Source organism: Paenibacillus sp. ACRRY, assembly GCF_022346995.1.
Lineage (GTDB): Bacteria > Bacillota > Bacilli > Paenibacillales > Paenibacillaceae > Paenibacillus.
On the sequence record NZ_JAKRNM010000005.1, the window covers coordinates 181,102 to 198,460 of the forward strand.

General features: G+C 47.0%; 18 protein-coding genes. 14 read left to right on the forward strand and 4 right to left on the reverse strand.

All coding sequences use genetic code 11. The annotated features are described in order from the left end of the window. Positions 1–114: 114 nt before the first annotated feature. Positions 115–2,910: a cell division protein ZapA gene (gene zapA, locus MH144_RS19220; protein ID WP_239302911.1), complete on the forward strand. Its 2,796-nt coding sequence runs from the start codon at positions 115–117 to the stop codon at positions 2,908–2,910. Between the two features lie 102 nt (positions 2,911–3,012). Here the strand turns inward: zapA and MH144_RS19225 are convergent, their stop codons facing one another. Together MH144_RS19225 and MH144_RS19230 are read right to left on the reverse strand one after the other, a co-directional pair. Continuing rightward, the gene (locus MH144_RS19225) at positions 3,013–3,402 is read right to left on the reverse strand and encodes a cupredoxin domain-containing protein (protein WP_239302912.1); all 390 of its coding nucleotides are present in this window, start codon (positions 3,400–3,402) and stop codon (positions 3,013–3,015) included. Positions 3,403–3,650: 248 nt separating this feature from the next. Next, complete coding sequence (locus tag MH144_RS19230) at positions 3,651–4,013, reverse strand: phage holin family protein (RefSeq protein ID WP_127539412.1); 363 nt, start codon at positions 4,011–4,013, stop codon at positions 3,651–3,653. Positions 4,014–4,201: 188 nt separating this feature from the next. On the opposite strand from MH144_RS19230, the gene MH144_RS19235 reads away from it, so the two are divergent. From MH144_RS19235 to MH144_RS19250, 4 genes are all read left to right on the forward strand, one after another. Next, positions 4,202–6,568: an endonuclease MutS2 gene (locus MH144_RS19235; RefSeq protein WP_239302913.1), complete on the forward strand. Its 2,367-nt coding sequence runs from the start codon at positions 4,202–4,204 to the stop codon at positions 6,566–6,568. A 70-nt stretch (positions 6,569–6,638) separates the two neighbouring features. After that, positions 6,639–7,058, forward strand: coding sequence for a DUF350 domain-containing protein (locus MH144_RS19240; RefSeq protein ID WP_164764308.1), 420 nt, complete (start codon positions 6,639–6,641; stop codon positions 7,056–7,058). A gap of 116 nt (positions 7,059–7,174) precedes the next feature. Further along, the gene (locus MH144_RS19245; RefSeq protein ID WP_343226071.1) at positions 7,175–7,750 is read left to right on the forward strand and encodes a hypothetical protein; all 576 of its coding nucleotides are present in this window, start codon (positions 7,175–7,177) and stop codon (positions 7,748–7,750) included. Positions 7,751–7,870: 120 nt separating this feature from the next. Then, the gene (locus tag MH144_RS19250; RefSeq protein ID WP_239302914.1) at positions 7,871–9,085 is read left to right on the forward strand and encodes an MFS transporter; all 1,215 of its coding nucleotides are present in this window, start codon (positions 7,871–7,873) and stop codon (positions 9,083–9,085) included. A 69-nt stretch (positions 9,086–9,154) separates the two neighbouring features. Here MH144_RS19250 and MH144_RS19255 read toward each other — a convergent pair whose 3' ends face one another. Further along, the gene (locus tag MH144_RS19255) at positions 9,155–10,375 is read right to left on the reverse strand and encodes an NAD(P)/FAD-dependent oxidoreductase (protein ID WP_239302915.1); all 1,221 of its coding nucleotides are present in this window, start codon (positions 10,373–10,375) and stop codon (positions 9,155–9,157) included. 100 nt (positions 10,376–10,475) lie between these two features. On the opposite strand from MH144_RS19255, the gene MH144_RS19260 reads away from it, so the two are divergent. The 7 genes from MH144_RS19260 to MH144_RS19290 all read left to right on the forward strand — a co-directional run bounded on the left by MH144_RS19260 (position 10,476) and on the right by MH144_RS19290 (position 14,740). After that, a complete protein-coding gene (locus MH144_RS19260) occupies positions 10,476–10,706 on the forward strand; it encodes a hypothetical protein (RefSeq protein ID WP_095359106.1) in 231 nt (76 codons plus the stop codon). A gap of 37 nt (positions 10,707–10,743) precedes the next feature. Then, positions 10,744–11,139 (forward strand): spore coat protein, encoded by a 396-nt coding sequence (locus MH144_RS19265; protein ID WP_239302916.1) that lies wholly within the window; start codon positions 10,744–10,746, stop codon positions 11,137–11,139. A 182-nt stretch (positions 11,140–11,321) separates the two neighbouring features. Beyond that, complete coding sequence (locus tag MH144_RS19270) at positions 11,322–11,822, forward strand: Lrp/AsnC family transcriptional regulator (RefSeq protein ID WP_095288304.1); 501 nt, start codon at positions 11,322–11,324, stop codon at positions 11,820–11,822. Between the two features lie 13 nt (positions 11,823–11,835). Further along, on the forward strand, positions 11,836–13,044 hold the full coding sequence (locus MH144_RS19275; protein WP_275440197.1) for an aminotransferase class I/II-fold pyridoxal phosphate-dependent enzyme: 1,209 nt from the start codon (positions 11,836–11,838) through the stop codon (positions 13,042–13,044). A gap of 190 nt (positions 13,045–13,234) precedes the next feature. Further along, positions 13,235–13,456 (forward strand): aspartyl-phosphate phosphatase Spo0E family protein, encoded by a 222-nt coding sequence (locus MH144_RS19280; RefSeq protein ID WP_307721001.1) that lies wholly within the window; start codon positions 13,235–13,237, stop codon positions 13,454–13,456. A 158-nt stretch (positions 13,457–13,614) separates the two neighbouring features. After that, a complete protein-coding gene (locus tag MH144_RS19285) occupies positions 13,615–14,166 on the forward strand; it encodes a type 2 periplasmic-binding domain-containing protein (RefSeq protein ID WP_239302918.1) in 552 nt (183 codons plus the stop codon). Between the two features lie 34 nt (positions 14,167–14,200). Continuing rightward, positions 14,201–14,740, forward strand: coding sequence for a bifunctional adenosylcobinamide kinase/adenosylcobinamide-phosphate guanylyltransferase (locus tag MH144_RS19290; protein WP_239302920.1), 540 nt, complete (start codon positions 14,201–14,203; stop codon positions 14,738–14,740). 115 nt (positions 14,741–14,855) lie between these two features. On the opposite strand, the gene MH144_RS19295 is transcribed toward MH144_RS19290, so the two are convergent. After that, positions 14,856–15,467: a DedA family protein gene (locus tag MH144_RS19295; protein ID WP_239303601.1), complete on the reverse strand. Its 612-nt coding sequence runs from the start codon at positions 15,465–15,467 to the stop codon at positions 14,856–14,858. Between the two features lie 227 nt (positions 15,468–15,694). On the opposite strand from MH144_RS19295, the gene MH144_RS19300 reads away from it, so the two are divergent. Beyond that, the gene (locus MH144_RS19300) at positions 15,695–16,270 is read left to right on the forward strand and encodes a cob(I)yrinic acid a,c-diamide adenosyltransferase (protein WP_095359099.1); all 576 of its coding nucleotides are present in this window, start codon (positions 15,695–15,697) and stop codon (positions 16,268–16,270) included. After that, on the forward strand, positions 16,267–17,250 hold the full coding sequence (locus tag MH144_RS19305; RefSeq protein ID WP_239302922.1) for an RluA family pseudouridine synthase: 984 nt from the start codon (positions 16,267–16,269) through the stop codon (positions 17,248–17,250). The genes MH144_RS19300 and MH144_RS19305 overlap by 4 nt, the downstream gene beginning before the upstream one ends. Positions 17,251–17,359: the final 109 nt, after the last annotated feature.

Below are 17,359 nucleotides of genomic sequence, written 5' to 3' on the forward strand. Positions count from 1 at the left end.
CAATTAGCAGGAATTGCTTGAAGTCACATCGAATCCTTAGCATTAGAGGATCGATGTGACTTTTTTGTCATTACAGCTTAGAATCAACATACAGACTTGAAGGAGGGCACAACTGTGACTACACCTGATCGTACACGCGTCACCGTAGAGATCTACGGGACTTCCTATAAACTGGTTGGCAGCAGTGCCGACTATATGAAACAAGTAGCTAATCTGGTGGATGAGCGCATGAGCGCAATTTCCAAGCACCATTCCCGTCTGGATACCCCGCGCATTGCGGTACTGGCGGCTGTACATATGGCTGAGCAGTCTCTTCAGACCCAGGAGATTCGAAATGAACTGAAAATGCTGACTGGTGAACGGACAGAACTTCGAAATGAATTGAACAGGCTGAATGCGATTCAAGGTGAACATCAGAAGGAGCTGGAGCGTCGAGACCAGGCACTTTCTGAAGCGACCAAGCAGAAGACTGAGGCAGAGCAGGCTATGGCGAAGCTGCAATCCGAGAAGCAGGATGAATTAAACAAGCTGAAAGCATTGCTTGAACAGGAGCGAAGTCAGACTGCAGCACGTGAACAAAAATTGCAGTCACAGACCGCTGCTCAGCTGAAGGAAGCCGAAGAGAAGCTGAAATTGCGCCTGAAAGAAGCAGAAGAGAAGGCGGCTAACCAGCTCAAACAGGCTCAGGCCCAGGCAGCTGCTGAGCTGAAGGGAGTACAAGCCGAATTGCAGCAGAGCCAGGCGAAGGCAGCTGGACAGTACAAGGAACTGCAGGACAAGACAGCAGCCCAAATAAAAGAAGTGCAAGCACGCGCTGCAGCCGAATTGCAGCAGAGCCAGGCAAAGGCAGCTGGACAGTACAAGGAGCTACAGGATAAGACAGCAGCCCAGATTAAGGAAGCGGAGAGCCGTGCTGTAGCAGAACGCCAAAAAATTGAGGCAAAGGCGACACAGCAGGTACAGGCAGCCAAAGAGGAAGCTGAGGCTGCGATTTTGTCCGAATTGGAGCAGGCTGAGAGTCAATTGAAGAAGGTTCAGGAAGAGGCTGAGCTTCAATACCGTGAACTTCAGTCCCAAACAGATCAGCGCTTGCAAGAGGCGAAGCAGCAGGCAGCCGAGCAGTTACAATCCCAGCTCGCTAAGATCCAGGAAGAGCAGGCGTCACAGCTACAACAAACGAAAGAGGAACACTTAACAGAGATCGAAAAGCTGAAAGCCGATTTCCATGAATCTTCAGAACAGGCCGAACTGGAATGGATGGAAAAAGAAGCAGCCTATGAGGAACAACTGCTACAAGCAAAAGAAGTGGCAGCTACTCAGGCCACCGAAGCTGCGACTAGTGCTGAAGCCAAACTACAGGAAGAGCGCGCGAAACTGCTGCAACAGCTGGAACACGAGCGCACACAAGCTGAGGGTCGTGTAGCAGAAATAGAGAACCAGCTAGAGGATATACGCAAGCAGCTGAAAGAGGCACAGGAAGTGGCTCTGGTTCAGGAGCAGCAGCTCCAGCAGGAACGCGCTGATCAGGATGCATTGCGCAAGGAACAAACACAGCGCAAACAGGATCAAGAAGTTCAAGCTCGGCGCATAACGGAACTTGAACAGCAGTTGGGGCAGCTGAAGGAAGACAGTACCCAGCTCCAAGAGCAGCTGCGTGAAACGGAAAGTGCTTTGCAGAAGTCTCGTGAAACGGAACAAGAATGGAAACAACAATACAACGAGACGGTGGAGAGAGAAACTTCCCTTACTGCTCAGCTTCGGAAAGTTCAGGAGCAGCATGGACTGCTTGAGAAAGATATTCAAAAGCTTCGTGAGGCTGAAGAGAAGTCCGAGAATGAACAACGCAGATTGCAGAAAGTTCTGGAGCAGGCTCATGCTGCCGTACGTACACTGCAAAGTGAAATCAGTACGCTTACCGAAAGCGAAAAATCATGGAAAGACCTGGCTGAACAGCGCCTTGTCGAAATGGGAGAGCTGGAGACTCAGGTGCTTGAGGCAGCAGAACAGAATGAAACACTGGAGTCTGGTGTACAGGCACTTCATGATGAATTAACCGTGGTTAAGGAAGAAGCTCGCGGGTACAGAGAAGAAGCGAATCGTTTTAACGAGCAGGCAAGTCGTGTGCAGCAGGAGCGCGAACAGCTTGAAGATGATCTGAACCGTATCCGTGAAGAACTGAACAAACTTCAGGAATCCTATAAACAAATCCGCAGCGATTATGGGGATGCATTGCAGCGTGAGGAGGATCATACTCGTAAGCTTGTTGAGCTGGATCAAGAAAAGCTGTCGCTGGAACAGGCACTAGCAGCATCCGACGAGCATGCTGCCACGCTATCCGAGCAAATCGCAGAACATAGAAACTTGCTTGCACAGACAGAGGAAGAAGCACTTGAATGGCAGATTAAGCATGAAGAATTGTCTGCGAAACAGGCAGAGCTTACATCAGAACTGGATGAGTTAAAGGAGCGGGAGACCCGGTTACTCTCCCGGGTTGAACAAGCCGAACAGCAGGACCAGGTCTGGCAGCGTCGTGCAGATGAATGGGCCGTACAGGAGCAATCCTGGCAGGAACGCTGGAACTTGCTTGAGAATGAATTGGACGTTTGGCAAAAGGAAAGTGCCGCCAGTGTTGAAAAGGTGGAGGAGCTTGAACAGGAGCGTCAGCAGCTCGATAAGCTCCGTAACGAAGCCATAGAAGAGAAACAAACGATGGAAAATGAACTGCTGGAGATTGGCGAGCGCTACGAACTCGCTGCGAATCAGCTTCGATTGCTGCAGGTTGAACGCGAAATGGAGCAGGAGAAGGCAGAGCAGCTGAACATGGAGTATCGCCAGCTGCGGGATGAATATACGAAATTGCAGACGGAATATAACGAATGGATCGAATTGATTGAACAGGATCAGACCTAACGGCATCAGATCATAACTGGAATCATGGGCATCGTACGATTGTACAATTTGTTATAATACAGAAAGAGCTCCCGTCGTTACGGGGGCTCATTGTCTTGGGACTTATTCTTCGACAATAATTTTGGAGATCATGCTGCTATGTCCACTTCCACAGAACACGGAGCAGGACATTTCAAATTCTCCAACCTTGTCAGGAGTAATTACTTTGGAGTTGTTTCTGGTGTCCAGCTGAAGATTCAGCTCAGGAACGAGAATGCCGTGATTACCATTGACGTTTTCGTAAACAATGTTAACGGGGACTCCTTTTTTAAGATGGTATTCAGGCTGGTCAAATTCATAATTGCTCGCCTTAATTACAAGTTCCTCGCTTGCGGTTACGTCGGCATCGGATTCACCGCTGCTGCCCGAGTCTGCTGATTGTTTGCCTCCTCCGCAAGCGGCGAGAACCAGGATTAACATGCAGGCTGTAAGCCAAGCCATAGTCTTTTTCATCATGTGCCTCCTTAAGCATGATATAGATGAAATTTTAATCATTTCTCAAGTCATCATACCGCAAAATGGTAAGGCCTGTACATGAAGGCTATGTCGTTTTTTTGAAGATTAGCTAGTAAGATTTTCTCTCTAATCTCGAGAAAAGGCTGAGAGGTTATGGAAATGAAAAAACCTCATCTGGCATATGGCCATCAGAGGTTGAAGGAAGAATCGCAGGTGTTGCATGCAGTTGCATAATTAGGTGCTTCTTAGTTATTCTTGGAGCTTCGTCCTGCTTCAAAAGGTGTGGATACCGGAATGAACAAATCGATAATCCCAATCACCAACGCAGCAAGAATAGCGCCAAGCAAACTAACTTCGACATGGTCAACAATATATTGACCAAGCCAGATCACCAATGCACTGACAATGAAGCCGACGATTCCGCGGCCAAAAGGAGTGACCCTTTTGCCAAAGACGCCTTCAATGATCCAGCCGAGTAGTGCAATAACCAGAGCGAGCAGCAGAGCGCTCCAGAAACCACCTACAGCAAATCCGGGAACGATCCAGCTGACAACCATCAATACGATTGCAGCGATGATAAAACGTACGACATGTCCCAAGAAGTTCAATGTGTTTACCTCCTTTAAGTTCAGATCGGATTATGCATCTGGATCCATCGCACATGGAGAGGTTGCAAAATCCTGACACCTGTAGTTTGCGGCATGATGTCAGAACTTATGTGTGGAAGGATTCGTTAAATAGCGCAGTAAAGTTTCTTTCGTTATAATACAGATATAGTTTGGAAGGAGTTGTACAATTGGACACGAAAATTTTACACACACTGGAATACCGCAAAATTTTAAATACATTGCAAAGCTATGCCCAAACAACCATGGGTAAGAAGAAAGCGGAACAACTGGAACCCATCAGTGAGTTGGAAGAAGTAAAACGATTGCTCCAGCAAACTGATGAAGCCTTCACTTTTGATCGTCTGAAGGGCTCGCCTTCGTTTGGAGGCATTGTGGACATCACGGCATCCGTGAAACGGGCCGAAATTGGAGGAACCCTGAATCCGCATGAACTCCTCGGGATTTCCAATACAACCTTGGCTGCTCGCCGCTTGAAGCGCCAAATTGCCGCTCTTCACGAAGATGAGAAGATTGAATCCCTGTTCTTTATTAGCGATCAGTTATCGGAGCAAAAAGCACTTGAAGACGCGATTCGCGTCTGTATTGATGACAATGCAGAAGTGGCCGACAGTGCAAGTGTAACGCTGGCTCAAATTCGGCGTGAGCTGCGGGGAGGGGAAGCCAGAATCCGTGAGAAGCTGGATTCCATGATTCGTTCCTCAACCGTATCCAAAATGCTTCAGGATCAGCTAATAACCATTCGTGGAGATCGATTCGTTATCCCGGTAAAAGCGGAATACCGCTCCTACTTCGGCGGGATCGTACACGATCAGTCCGGTTCAGGAGCCACGCTGTTTATCGAGCCAGAGTCCATTGTTGCGATGAACAATAAATTACGTGAGACCCGAATCCGGGAAGAACGCGAAATCGAAGTGATTTTGCAGAAATTGACAGCACTTGTCAGTGAGCAGGGTGAGTGGCTGTTGTATGATGTTGATTTGCTGGGCTCTCTGGACTTTATCTTTGCCAAAGCACGGCATGCCCGTGAATTAAAAGCCACCTTGCCGCGCATGAATGATCGTGGGTTTATTAAGCTCAAAAAAGGGCGCCACCCGCTGATTGCTATTGAAAACGTAGTGCCGACCGACATTGAACTGGGCAATGATTATACATCCATTATTGTGACGGGGCCGAATACGGGTGGTAAAACAGTAACACTCAAAACCATTGGATTACTAAGCCTGATGGCGATGTCCGGCTTGTTCGTTCCTGCTGAAGATGGCAGTCAGCTCTGTGTATTTGACGCAATCTATGCCGATATTGGGGACGAGCAGAGCATTGAGCAAAATCTAAGTACGTTCTCCAGCCATATGACGAACATTATCCGTATTCTGAAAAATATGACTACCAAAAGTCTGGTGCTGCTTGACGAGCTTGGTGCAGGGACGGATCCTGCTGAAGGATCGGCACTGGCGATCTCCATTCTGGAACATATGCATCAGACAGGATGCCGCATGGTAGCGACAACACACTACAGTGAGCTGAAAGCTTATGCTTATGAACGTAAAGGTGTCATTAACGCCAGCATGGAGTTTGATGTGAGTACGCTAAGCCCGACCTACCGTTTATTGGTCGGTGTTCCGGGACGAAGCAACGCATTTGCGATCGCTGAGCGTCTTGGTTTGCCAGGATACATTCTCGATTATGCTCGTGGCGAAGTGAAGGAAGAGGATCAGCGTGTGGAACACATGATTGCTTCCCTTGAAGAAAACCGGCTTACAGCCGAGCAGGAACGGGAAAATGCAGAGCGTCTCCGTCAGGATATGGAGAAATTGCGGAGCCGTCATCAGTCCGAGCTCGAGAAGCTGGAACAGCAACGTGAACGCCGCATTGAAAAAGCGGAGGAAGATGCTCGTAACATCGTGGATAAGGCGAGAGCCGAAGCAGAGAAAATTATTGCGGACCTGCGTCAGCTTGCGATGGAGGAAGGCGCATCCGTGAAAGAGCATAAGCTGATTGCTGCTCGCAAACAACTGGATGAAGCTGAGCCGGAGAGACGCAAAAAGACAGTGAAGCGTACGGGATCAGCACCAAAAACCCGAGCGATCGGCCCAGGAGATGAAGTGCATGTGTACAGCTTGAACCAAAAAGGGCATGTTGTGGAATTATCGGGCACCAAAGAAGCCGTAGTTCAGCTGGGGATTATGAAAATGAAAGTATCCCTGGATGATCTGGAACTGAAGCAAGCTGCGCCAGAAGCTAAGCCTAAGCAAAAACCGGTCACTAGCATGAAGCGTACACGTGATGACAACGTGAAGAGTGAACTGGATCTGCGAGGAACCAATCTGGAGGAAGCATTGATGGAGACGGACCGTTTTATCGATGAAGCCTTCCTGGCGAATCTGGGTCAGATATATATTATTCACGGTAAAGGAACTGGAATTTTGCGTTCCGGTATTCAGGATTATCTGCGTAAGCATAAACATATTAAAAGTTACCGGCTGGGCAATTACGGAGAAGGCGGAAACGGCGTAACCGTTGCAGAATTGGAATAGCCGGACCTTGAAACAACGTTGTTCCACTGCGTGGTGAGAGGGGCAGTGGAACAGGGAAGGGGAACAGGGAGTGAAAGGGACGATTGACCAATTGCTGTCTCATCCCTTGGGGATGGTACTCGGGTTTTTCTCAGTAGCCATAATGGAGCTGCTTGTGTTTCTGGCTTGTTTTGAACTTGTAACCAAATACAAATGTTGGGATGAGATCAAGAAAGGCAATGTGGCTGTTGCCATGGCTACGGGAGGCAAGATCTTCGGGATCTGTAATGTGCTTCGATTCTGCATACAAGCCAAGTCTTCTGTCTATGAAGCCATGACATGGTCGTTTGTAGGCTTTGCTCTACTGCTTATTGCTTACTTTCTGTTTGAGTTTCTGACACCGGTTTTCTCCATTGACAAGGAAATTGAGCGGGATAACCGGGCAGTGGGCTTGATATCCATGATTATTTCTGTCTCGTTGTCATTTGTCATCGGCGCGAGCATCATGTAGGGGGACCTGGCATGAAGATATTGATACGAATTTTGTTTGCGGCTTCCATTGTGTTTTTTGCTATCGGTGTTATATACGTCATGAACACCTGACAATAAGATTGTATAAAAGAAAGGTTGATTCAATTGGAAACAACAGTATGTCCGTGGTGCCACACCGAGATTGTATGGGATGAGGAATTGGGTCCCGAAGAAGAGTGCCCTTATTGTCACAATGAACTGAAGGGTTATCGTACATTGAACATCAACATTGGAGAAGAAGAGGATGAAGAAGAAGTAAGCGATATTTATGATGTAGATGATGCTCAGGACAGCGATCAAACCACTGACCTCGCTGCATTGTGGGGAGATGAAGTCGAACTGAAACTGCCTGAACTGCGAACACTAACCAAATACGCGGACGAAGGCAATGATCTGATCCTATATGAAGAAGGCGTGGAGAAACAGCTGGATCTGCAAGAAGAAGTACCGGAATGTCCACATTGCCGTGAATTCATGATTCTAGCAGGTACCCAAACGTCTACGAAGGACACATTCACACCTGTAGCCAACGCAGTTTCAAGAACGGATTCCCTGCTGGATGCACCGTTTACGGTACAAATGTATGTCTGCTCCGGATGTTTCCAAGTTCAATACAGTTTATCCGAGGATGATCGTCTGCGCCTGATTCAAAACCTGAGCGCCAAGAAGTAATTTCCATTCACTGAAAATGAAATATTCCTGAGATTCGTCATGTTTTTCCTCTGCTTGGGGTACGTTAACCCTGAGACTTGCCGCGAAGCGCTGACTTCAAGCGGAAGAAGGAGGGAGCAGATGAAGGTATCTCTGGGCCGACAATCCATTCTGCTTCTGGGCGTGAACGGATTGTTTGTGTTAGCCGGAGCTTTGTCGGGGACGTTTCTGAATGTATATCTATGGAAGAGTCGTCCGGACTATGCAATGCTGGGATGGTTTACAGTAAGTCAGCAGTTGGCGCTCGGATTGACATTCTGGTTAGCCGGTAAATGGGTCAAGGAACATAATAAAATGAGTGCTCTGCGTCTAGGCACAGCATTATCTGGCATTTTTTATATGCTTGTCCTATGGGCTGGCCCAAGAGCGGTGGATTGGATATGGCCACTCGGCGTATTGCTTGGATGTGCTCTGGGTCTGTTCTGGATCGCTTTTAATGTGGTGTACTTTGAAGTTACAGACCGGGAGAACCGGGACCTGTTCAATGGATGGGTCGGGTTGTTAGGCTCCATGACAGGAATTATCGGTCCCTGGTTCTCGGGCTTGATTATTTCGAAGATGGCGGATAATTCTGGTTATCGGCTCATTTTTACCGTGTCACTTGTGATATACGTGATCGCGGTAATTTTCAGCTTTTTTCTAAAAAAGAGAAAAGTCAGCGGCACCTACCGCTGGTCAGAACCATGGTACCAGTTATCCCGTTCAGGAAGCGAGTGGAGACCACTGGGAATGGGATTGTTTGCCCAGGGTGTAAGGGAGGGCGTATTCGCCTTTCTAATTGCGCTGCTGGTTTATGTAGCAACGGAACAGGAATACAAGCTGGGACAGTTTTCATTAATTACGTCCGCCGTAGCTTTGGTCAGTTATTGGATGGCGGGCAAGTGGTTCAAACCGCAATATAGATCGAAAGGTATGTTGACCGGGGCAATTATATTATTTCTCGTTCTTCTGCCTCTGATCTGGAAGGTAAGCTATGGCACGCTTTTGATTATGGGAATTGGTTCAGCGCTGGCCATGCCGTTATACATGCTTCCCATGATTTCCGCAGGATTCGACTTGATGGGCATGAGTGGCGAAAATGTGGAGAAAAGGGTTGAACTTGTCGTTTTAAGGGAGCTCTGTCTAATGACAGGACGTTTATCCGGCCTTGCCGTGTTTATCATTATCGTAATGAATGGCCCCTCTCTTCGTACGTTAACCTGGCTCATTGTGGTTTTGGGAGCATTCCCGTTGGTCGGCTGGGTCTTTATGCGCAAAATGTTAGTAGGGCCGGAGCAGGGTAAGCCTGCGTCCTGACAGCCTTGGTCACAACCGAAAAAAGGTGCAGAATCAGGAAAGCCATTCCTGCTCTGCACCTTTTTCTATTTACACGGGGGAAGGTTTAGTGGTTCTGGTCAGAGAAAACAGTTCCATGTCTTCGTTATGGCCCCCAGTTATCACATCCGTAAGAATGGATGCAGCAATCATGCTATATACCGTCCCGTTTCCTCCATATCCTTCGATAAAGTAACAGTTCGGGTATTCAGGATGAGGGCCAATCAGTGGAAGACCATCATGGGTGCTGCCGAATACGGCTTCCCAGGCATAGTCTATTTCGAGATCCGGAAGTGGGAAGTAGTTAGCTACCTTTTTAAGTAAATCCTCACCCCTATGCTCGGCTCGAATTGCACGCTGGTCTTCACGCGGAATTTCCTCATCTAGACCTCCGGCAATAATTCTGCCATCCGGGGTGGTCCGCATGTATAAATAAGGGCGAGCCGTTTCCCATATCATGCTGTGGTTATACCAGCTGCTAAGATCTCTTAGCGGCTTGGTTGCAATCGCATAAGTGCTCTTCAGATATGCACCACGATCATTTTTGATCTCTTGGGTCTCATAACCCGTAGAGAAGATAACCTGCTTGGCGCGAATCGCTCCGTTCGGAGTATAACAGAGGACACCATCTTCACCATATTCACAATGAATCATCTCAGTTCGTTCGTACACTCGAGCTCCTTCTTTTGAAGCGGACTGAAGGAGACCATGTACCAGTCTATAAGGGTTAACTTCGGCATCTCCTTGGGTATACAGCGCCATCGGTTTGCTGAATGGGAAGCTCGTACTAATTTTGTCTCGGTTCCACAGCTCAACATCAAAGCCGTGGGTTTTGAGCGTATGATATTCCTCTTCCAACAGAGCAATATCTTCTTCAAGGCTTGCACAATACAAACTGTTACGAGGAATATACCATGGATCAAGGTCCAGACTCGAAGCTGTTTCTTCCAATTGCTTCATGGCAGTGCGGCATAGTTCATAAAATCGTACCCCACGTTGTTCACCAAAGGTATGTATACACGAGGTGAGCGTTTTGTCATTGGAATATTGAAGTAGTCCGGTGTTTGCCATACTGCTGCCATGACCGATTTCTCTTTTATCAATAACGACCGTACGCAAACCTCTTTCGGTTAATAGTTTGGCGGACAGCGCTCCTCCCATACCACCACCGATAATGAGACAGTCACAGGAGATCTCGCCTTCTAGAACAGGATAACTGTATGGAGATGTGAATGTAGTTGGCCAAAACGTATTACCATTAATAAGTTCCATTTATGAATCACCTCGGTTTGGATTGTTAAATAAGTATACTTTTGCAGGACAAGGTAACAATAAATTCGCATAAACTTTAGGTTAAGGAGGAAAAAAGCACATGCAAAATACGCAGATGCAGGCGCTTAGCCCCAAGGAACTGAACTACATTGCGGATTCGATCTCCAATGAAGAAATGCTGATCAAACAGTGTGCAGCAACAGCTTCCATCACACATAACCCGCAAATCCAGCAAGCTCTGAATCAGTATGTACGCTCACATGAACAGCATCTGAACACACTCGTCAATGCCCTTCAGCAGCATCAGTCCCTTGCACCAACACAGTCTTAGGTAGTCCCAAGATATTAAATGTATAGGAGGAAACCGCATGTACTCTCAATCTTTGTCATCTGGTGGAAATTTTATGCAGGAGCAGGATCTGCTGAAGTCGATTCTTGCGGATTTAAGACGAACTTCCCGTGAATATACTACAGCAACGACTGAATCTTCCTGCCCTGTTACCCGCAGAATGTTTACAGAACTCACGAACGATACGCTTAGATTGCAAGGCGAGCTGTTTAACCTGATGCAGCAGAACAACATGTATTCCGCTTCTTCCAAAGCCTCTCGGAGCGAGCTGGACAAGACGATTCAGTCTGCACACCAAACGCAGCAAAAATGTCATCAGTTCATTCAGGAAAAGAATACACTTTCCAGTCCATATAGCCAGGCCCCTAATGTGCCTCAGCATCAACCTAATTACGGTAACCCTTATTACATGTAACCTTTTTGCGAACAGGTTGAAGCATAACCGGAAAATAAGGATTGAAGGACAGATTGTCCGGACCATACCACCGCTTGCCTGAATTGAGGGCAGGCGGTTTTTAGCTTTGCACAGACGTTAAATTCATGTAATATAAGTATTAATTCATTTTCAGGAACCTGGATGACGCTGGAGGGAAAGTCATGAAAGATTTGAACGATCTGCAATTAAAAGTTCTGGATCTGCTGAAGGAAGACGCAAGAAGGTCTCCGGCGCTGCTGTCAACACTGCTGGGGGAGTCTGAAGACAAGATCAAGAACGCCGTGGCCCAGCTCGAACAGGACCACGTCATTGTAAAGTATGCTACAGTGGTTAACTGGAGCAAAATTGATGATGAGAAAGTGACAGCCCTGATCGAAGTACAGATCACACCGGAACGTGGTCGTGGTTTTGAGGGTATCGCCGAACGCATTTATTTGTATCCCCAAGTGAAATCCGTCTATCTCATGTCAGGTGCATACGATCTGCTCGTAGAAGTAGAAGGTGGCAACCTGCGTGAAGTCGCTAACTTTGTATCGGAGAAACTGTCTCCAATTGATTCTGTGCTCTCGACCAAAACAAACTTTATTCTTAAAAAATATAAACAGGACGGGATCATTTTTGAAGACCATCAGGAAGATAACCGTCTCATGATCTCGCCGTAAAGGAAGATGTGTCATGATAGTGAATGAACAGACAACAGGGAACAACAAGAAGATGACCTCGTATCTGGCACCTCTGGTTCAGCAGATACCCCCATCCGGGATTCGGAAGTTTTTCGACCTGGTTGGTGACAACAAGGATATCATTACGCTCGGCGTCGGGGAACCCGACTTTGTTACGCCTTGGCATATGCGTGAAGCTTGCGTATACTCCCTCGAGAGAGGTATGACAAGTTATACGTCCAATGCTGGGATGCCCAAATTGAGAGAAGCTATCAGTAATTATCTTGATACTCAATTTGATACCAAGTACGATCCCAAGGATGAGATTATCGTTACGGTTGGCGGTAGTGAGGCGATTGACCTTGCTCTGCGTGCATTAATTGTACCAGGAGATGAGATTCTCATTCCGGAGCCTTCGTATGTGGCCTATTCACCAATTGCATCAATTGGCGGAGGAGTTCCTGTGGGTGTCGAAACTTATGCCAAAGACCAATTCAAATTGACTGCAGAGTCACTGGAAGCATCCATTACACCGAAGTCCAAAGTGGTGATTTTGTGTTATCCAAGCAATCCGACCGGTGCAATTATGACGTACGAAGATTGGCTGCCGATCGCAGAAGTCATCAAAAAGCATGATCTGATCGTCATTGCTGACGAAATTTATGCAGAACTGACGTATACTCAAAAACATGTCAGCTTCGCTTCGATCCCGGATATGAAGGAGCGGACGATTCTTGTGAGCGGCTTCTCCAAAGCTTTTGCCATGACAGGTTGGCGGATTGGTTACATGTGCGGTCATCCAGAACTTATCGCAGCCATGTTGAAGATCCACCAGTATACCGTAATGTGTGCTCCAGCGATGGGACAGGTCGCGGCGCTTGAAGCGCTAACGAATGGATTGGGAGAGAAAGACCGCATGGTCGAGTCCTACAATCAGCGTAGACGTCTTATCGTACAGGGATTCCGTGACATTGGGCTGGATTGCCATGAACCTCAGGGAGCCTTCTATGCATTCCCGAGTATTCAAAATACTGGTTTGAACTCTGATCTTTTTGCCGAACGTCTTCTGACCGAAAATAAAGTTGCTGCAGTTCCCGGTAACGTGTTTGGTCCTCAGGGGGAAGGCTTCTTGCGCTGTTCTTATGCTACTTCAGTAACCCAATTGAATGAAGCTTTGGAACGAATCGGAAATTTTGTTTACAAACTGCAAAAAGAGGGTTAATAAGAAGTAGAGTGATTTTTTCAAATGTGGACATTTTGCAACTTAGAAAAAAATAACTTTCATTTACAAAATATTGTGATATAATTTCAATTTGAAATATGTTTTTCATATATTTGGAAACTAATTTTCCAAGGAGGGGTTAGCATTGTTTTGTGTTGAATATGATTTACCGACTAATCGTGGGCATTACCTGGCTGAAGGCGATCAAGGCGACCGATGGTCGGTGAGACCAGATCACGAATCTTTGCATGACATTTCCTTGGAAGATGAGATCCACATGCTTCGTCGCAAGATGGAACAGATCTTTATGGAGGAGAAATCCTTTACTTCAGAAATTGTGATTGAAATCAGCAGTTTATTGGATCTGAAGATCAATGAATATATGAAAGCTAACCCGATAAAAGGAAGATAAGCTGATACTTACGAAAACGTTACCCATATGAAAGTTAAGGAGACCCTTAGGGGTCTTCTTTTTTGATGGGGTTAAGAAATCTCTTATTTGTAAGGGTTATTTTTTTGCGTGGAACAATTGTGATATATTGTACTAAGGAGACAAAAGGGGGAACTGGAATGAAGAGATTTTGGGGGCTAACCGCAATCGTATCATTGATTTTTCTGCTCGCTGGATGTGGTGGTAAAGACGGATTTACCATTTTTATCATTGATAATCAAGGTAATCCATCCGTGATCGGAGAACAGTTACAGACCAATCTGCAGCAAAAACTGGGTGAGGAACCTAAAGTGGAAGTCATTACAAGCGCAATGTATGATGTACAGAAAATTATGGTAGAGTACGCAGCAGGCAGTCATGATATCTTCATTCTGCCAGAGGCAGATATGAAACAATACGGAAGCAATGGTTCTAACATTCCGCTGGATGATACATTTGATCCTGAGAAGTATGAGCGTGGTGTATTTGAGGGAGCAGTGTTGGTTGAAGATGGACAAGGAGACAATGGCACCGATATGAAGCAAGAAACCCATCTCTATGGCATCCCACTCGAAGATATGCAGATGTTCAAGGATGTGGAATATGCTGCCCAAAATTTGTTTGCAACCATTCCGCTATCGGCTGCCAATGTTGAAGAATCCAAAAAAGTGCTGAAGGCGCTGACAGAATAGCGTATAAGTATGGTAACTGAAGGAGGGGAGCGGATTGCTGATTACGGTCACTGGCGGGATAGGGAGTGGTAAAACCAGGTTTGCCCTAGGTTATGCAGCTCAAATCAGCCGGGAAGGAATCTATTTATCCACAGGCGATCATGATCCGGTGATTCCGGAACTGCCATCCGCTCATTATCGAGCCATTTCAGCCGGAAATGGCCATCACCTGACGGAAGTCATTCACCAGATTAATCGGGAATCGAATCTGTTTCTGGCTGATCAGCGAATTGTCATAGTAGACAGCCTGACATCGTGGATGGCTGCCGGATTTAGAGCAACGGATGATCTTGATCAACAACGCGTACATACACAGCAGCTGCTTGATGCCTTACTATCTTATCAAGGCAAGCTGCTGGTCATTACCAATGAAATGCATGGTTCCCTGTATCCATCGGAAGAGGAGCGTATTTTTGCCGCAAGGATGGCATCGGTGAATCGTGCACTGCAGTCTCACTCGGAACGCTTGTACATGGTGGTATCGGGACTAGCCATTGATCTGAAGAAGCAAGAAGTAAGGTACAACGGTAACTGAGCATCATAGGTCAAGATGACAGGCAAACAAAAGCCTCCGTAACCACAGGCTGTGGTACGGAGGCTTATTTATATGAGAGATGTATAATTCCATTTCAGTTGCGTGAGAGGCGATTCTATTTGCGTTTTTTCATACGTCTGATCCACCAGATTACGCATCCAACCAGGATAATGGCGAGCAGCGCATATACCACCAGTGAATAGACGTCCATAAAGTGCAAAATGTTTTCCCAAGAAGCGCCAAGCGCGGCCCCAACCGAGACCAAAATAATGTTCCAGGCGAGTGTCCCGATGGTGGTGAAGAGGACGAATAAACCGAATTTCATGTTGGACATGCCTGCAGGAATGGAGATGAGACTGCGAACAAGAGGCACCATGCGGCAGAATAATACAGTCCACATTCCATATTTGTCAAACCATGCATCTACACGGTGGATATCTTCTTTTTTGATTCGCAGAATATGTCCCCAGCGATCTACAATTTTCTCCAGACGCTCCACATCAATCAGCAGTCCGATCCCATAGAGAATCACTGCACCCAGCACGGAACCGATGGTAGCCGCAATGATAACACCTGGAAGAGTAAGGCTGGTGTAAGTCGTCATAAATCCGCCAAAAGGCAAAATAATCTCCGAAGGAATGGGAGGAAATACGTTTTCGAGCGCAATAATGAGTGCGATGCCTATGTAGCCGTATTGTTCCATGAAATCGGTTATCCAGTTTTGCATAATCGTCTCCTCTACTTTTGATTTACCTGAATTTGACGTATACTCGGGCAGAGCACGCCAATTCATATATACGTGCAAAGGGTACAAGCGGTTTCTGAAAAAAATGCATTTCCGTATCAAGCAGAGGTCAAGTATACTGGTTAAGTTGAGATTAGAAGGGCAGGCATATTAAGAATTAACCGATGTTATGCCATATGATTGAAATTAAACATTTGGAGGGATTGCAAATGGGTATCTATACACGAACAGGTGATGAAGGGCAAACTTCGGTCATCGGAGGACGGGTTATTAAAGACGACGACCGCGTTGAAGCTTACGGTACCATCGATGAGTTGAATTGTTTTGTCGGCCAGGCAATCAGTTTGATTGATGATACAGAGGGGAAATTCGAGGATTTGCGCGAACATTTGCTGGAGGTTCAGCAAGAATTATTTGATTGCGGGTCGGACCTGGCGTTTGTGAAAATCAGCGAAACCAAATACAAAGTGCGGGATGACATGGTCACCCGGCTTGAACAATGGATTGATCAGTATGACGCGGAGAACCCGAAAGTGGAACGGTTCATTATCCCGGGAGGCAGCCCGCTGTCTTCAGCACTTCATGTGTGCCGTACAGTATGCCGCCGTGCTGAGCGCCGCACGGTAACATTGGGACAGCATACGGATATTAATCCTTCGGTACGCCGTTACTTGAACCGTCTGTCTGATTATTTCTTCGTTGTAGCACGGACCGCCAATGCCAGACAGCAGGTGTCGGATATTGAATATGTACGGAGCAAAAAAGTGTTCCGCCGCAAAGAATGAGCGGCTATTATTCGCCGATTGTCTACACCGTTCCCGAACATGAAGATGGCTGGCTGCTGAAAACCGTGCTTCAGCGGCGGCTGCAGGTATCGCGCAAGCTCTTGTCCAGGCTGAAGATCACGGAGCAGGGAATTATGTTAAATGGAGAACGCGTGTATATCAGCGTGAAAGTATCGGCTGGAGATATCGTGGAAATTCGGATGGAACAAGAGGAATCGGATGACATTTTGCCGGAATCCATTCCTTTTTCCATTTTGTATGAAGATGAGCATTTGCTTATTGTTAACAAGGATGCCGGCGTCATTGTGCATCCGACACATGGACACTATACAGGAACGTTGGCGAATGGGGTTGTACATTACTGGAAGTCCAAGGGAGAGCGTTTCCGGTTTAGACCCATACATCGTCTGGATCAGGAGACTTCCGGGGTGCTGGCCATTGCCAAAAATCCATATGTGCATCAGCATGTGTCTGAACAGATGATCGCGGGAACCGTAGATAAAAAATACATTGCATTTGTGCATGGCAGCCCCGCTCCTGCTCAGGGGTCCGTTGATGGCGCTATTGATCGTGATCCGGAGGAGCCTCATCGCCGTATTGTCACGCCTGACGGCTACGCAGCAAGGACGTTGTACAGCACGGGTACCCGGTGGGACGGAGGGACTGCAAGTGCGGTCAGCCTGAAGCTGGAGAGTGGAAGAACTCATCAGATTCGTGTACATATGACTTCTGTCGGGTGTCCGTTGATCGGAGATCGAATGTACAAGACACTACCTACGGATGAGATTGATGAACAGACGGCTGCAATGCGAGAAGAACGGGACTTGTGGATCGATCGCCAGGCATTGCATGCCTGCGAGCTGTCGTTTGTTCATCCACTTACACAGGAACGTATGACGTTCCATGCACCCTTTCCTTCAGATATGGCTGCGCTGGAGAAACGTTTAGATAACGAGGCGAAGCCAAGGGAAGAGTTGTAGGGGCTCGAATTACCATTTGTGGAGTCTATTAAGATGCTGCTGCGATCTAAGGAGGCAGACATTCCTTGTTCCATGTTGTTTTAAATCGTTTTAAACGTATGGCGATGGT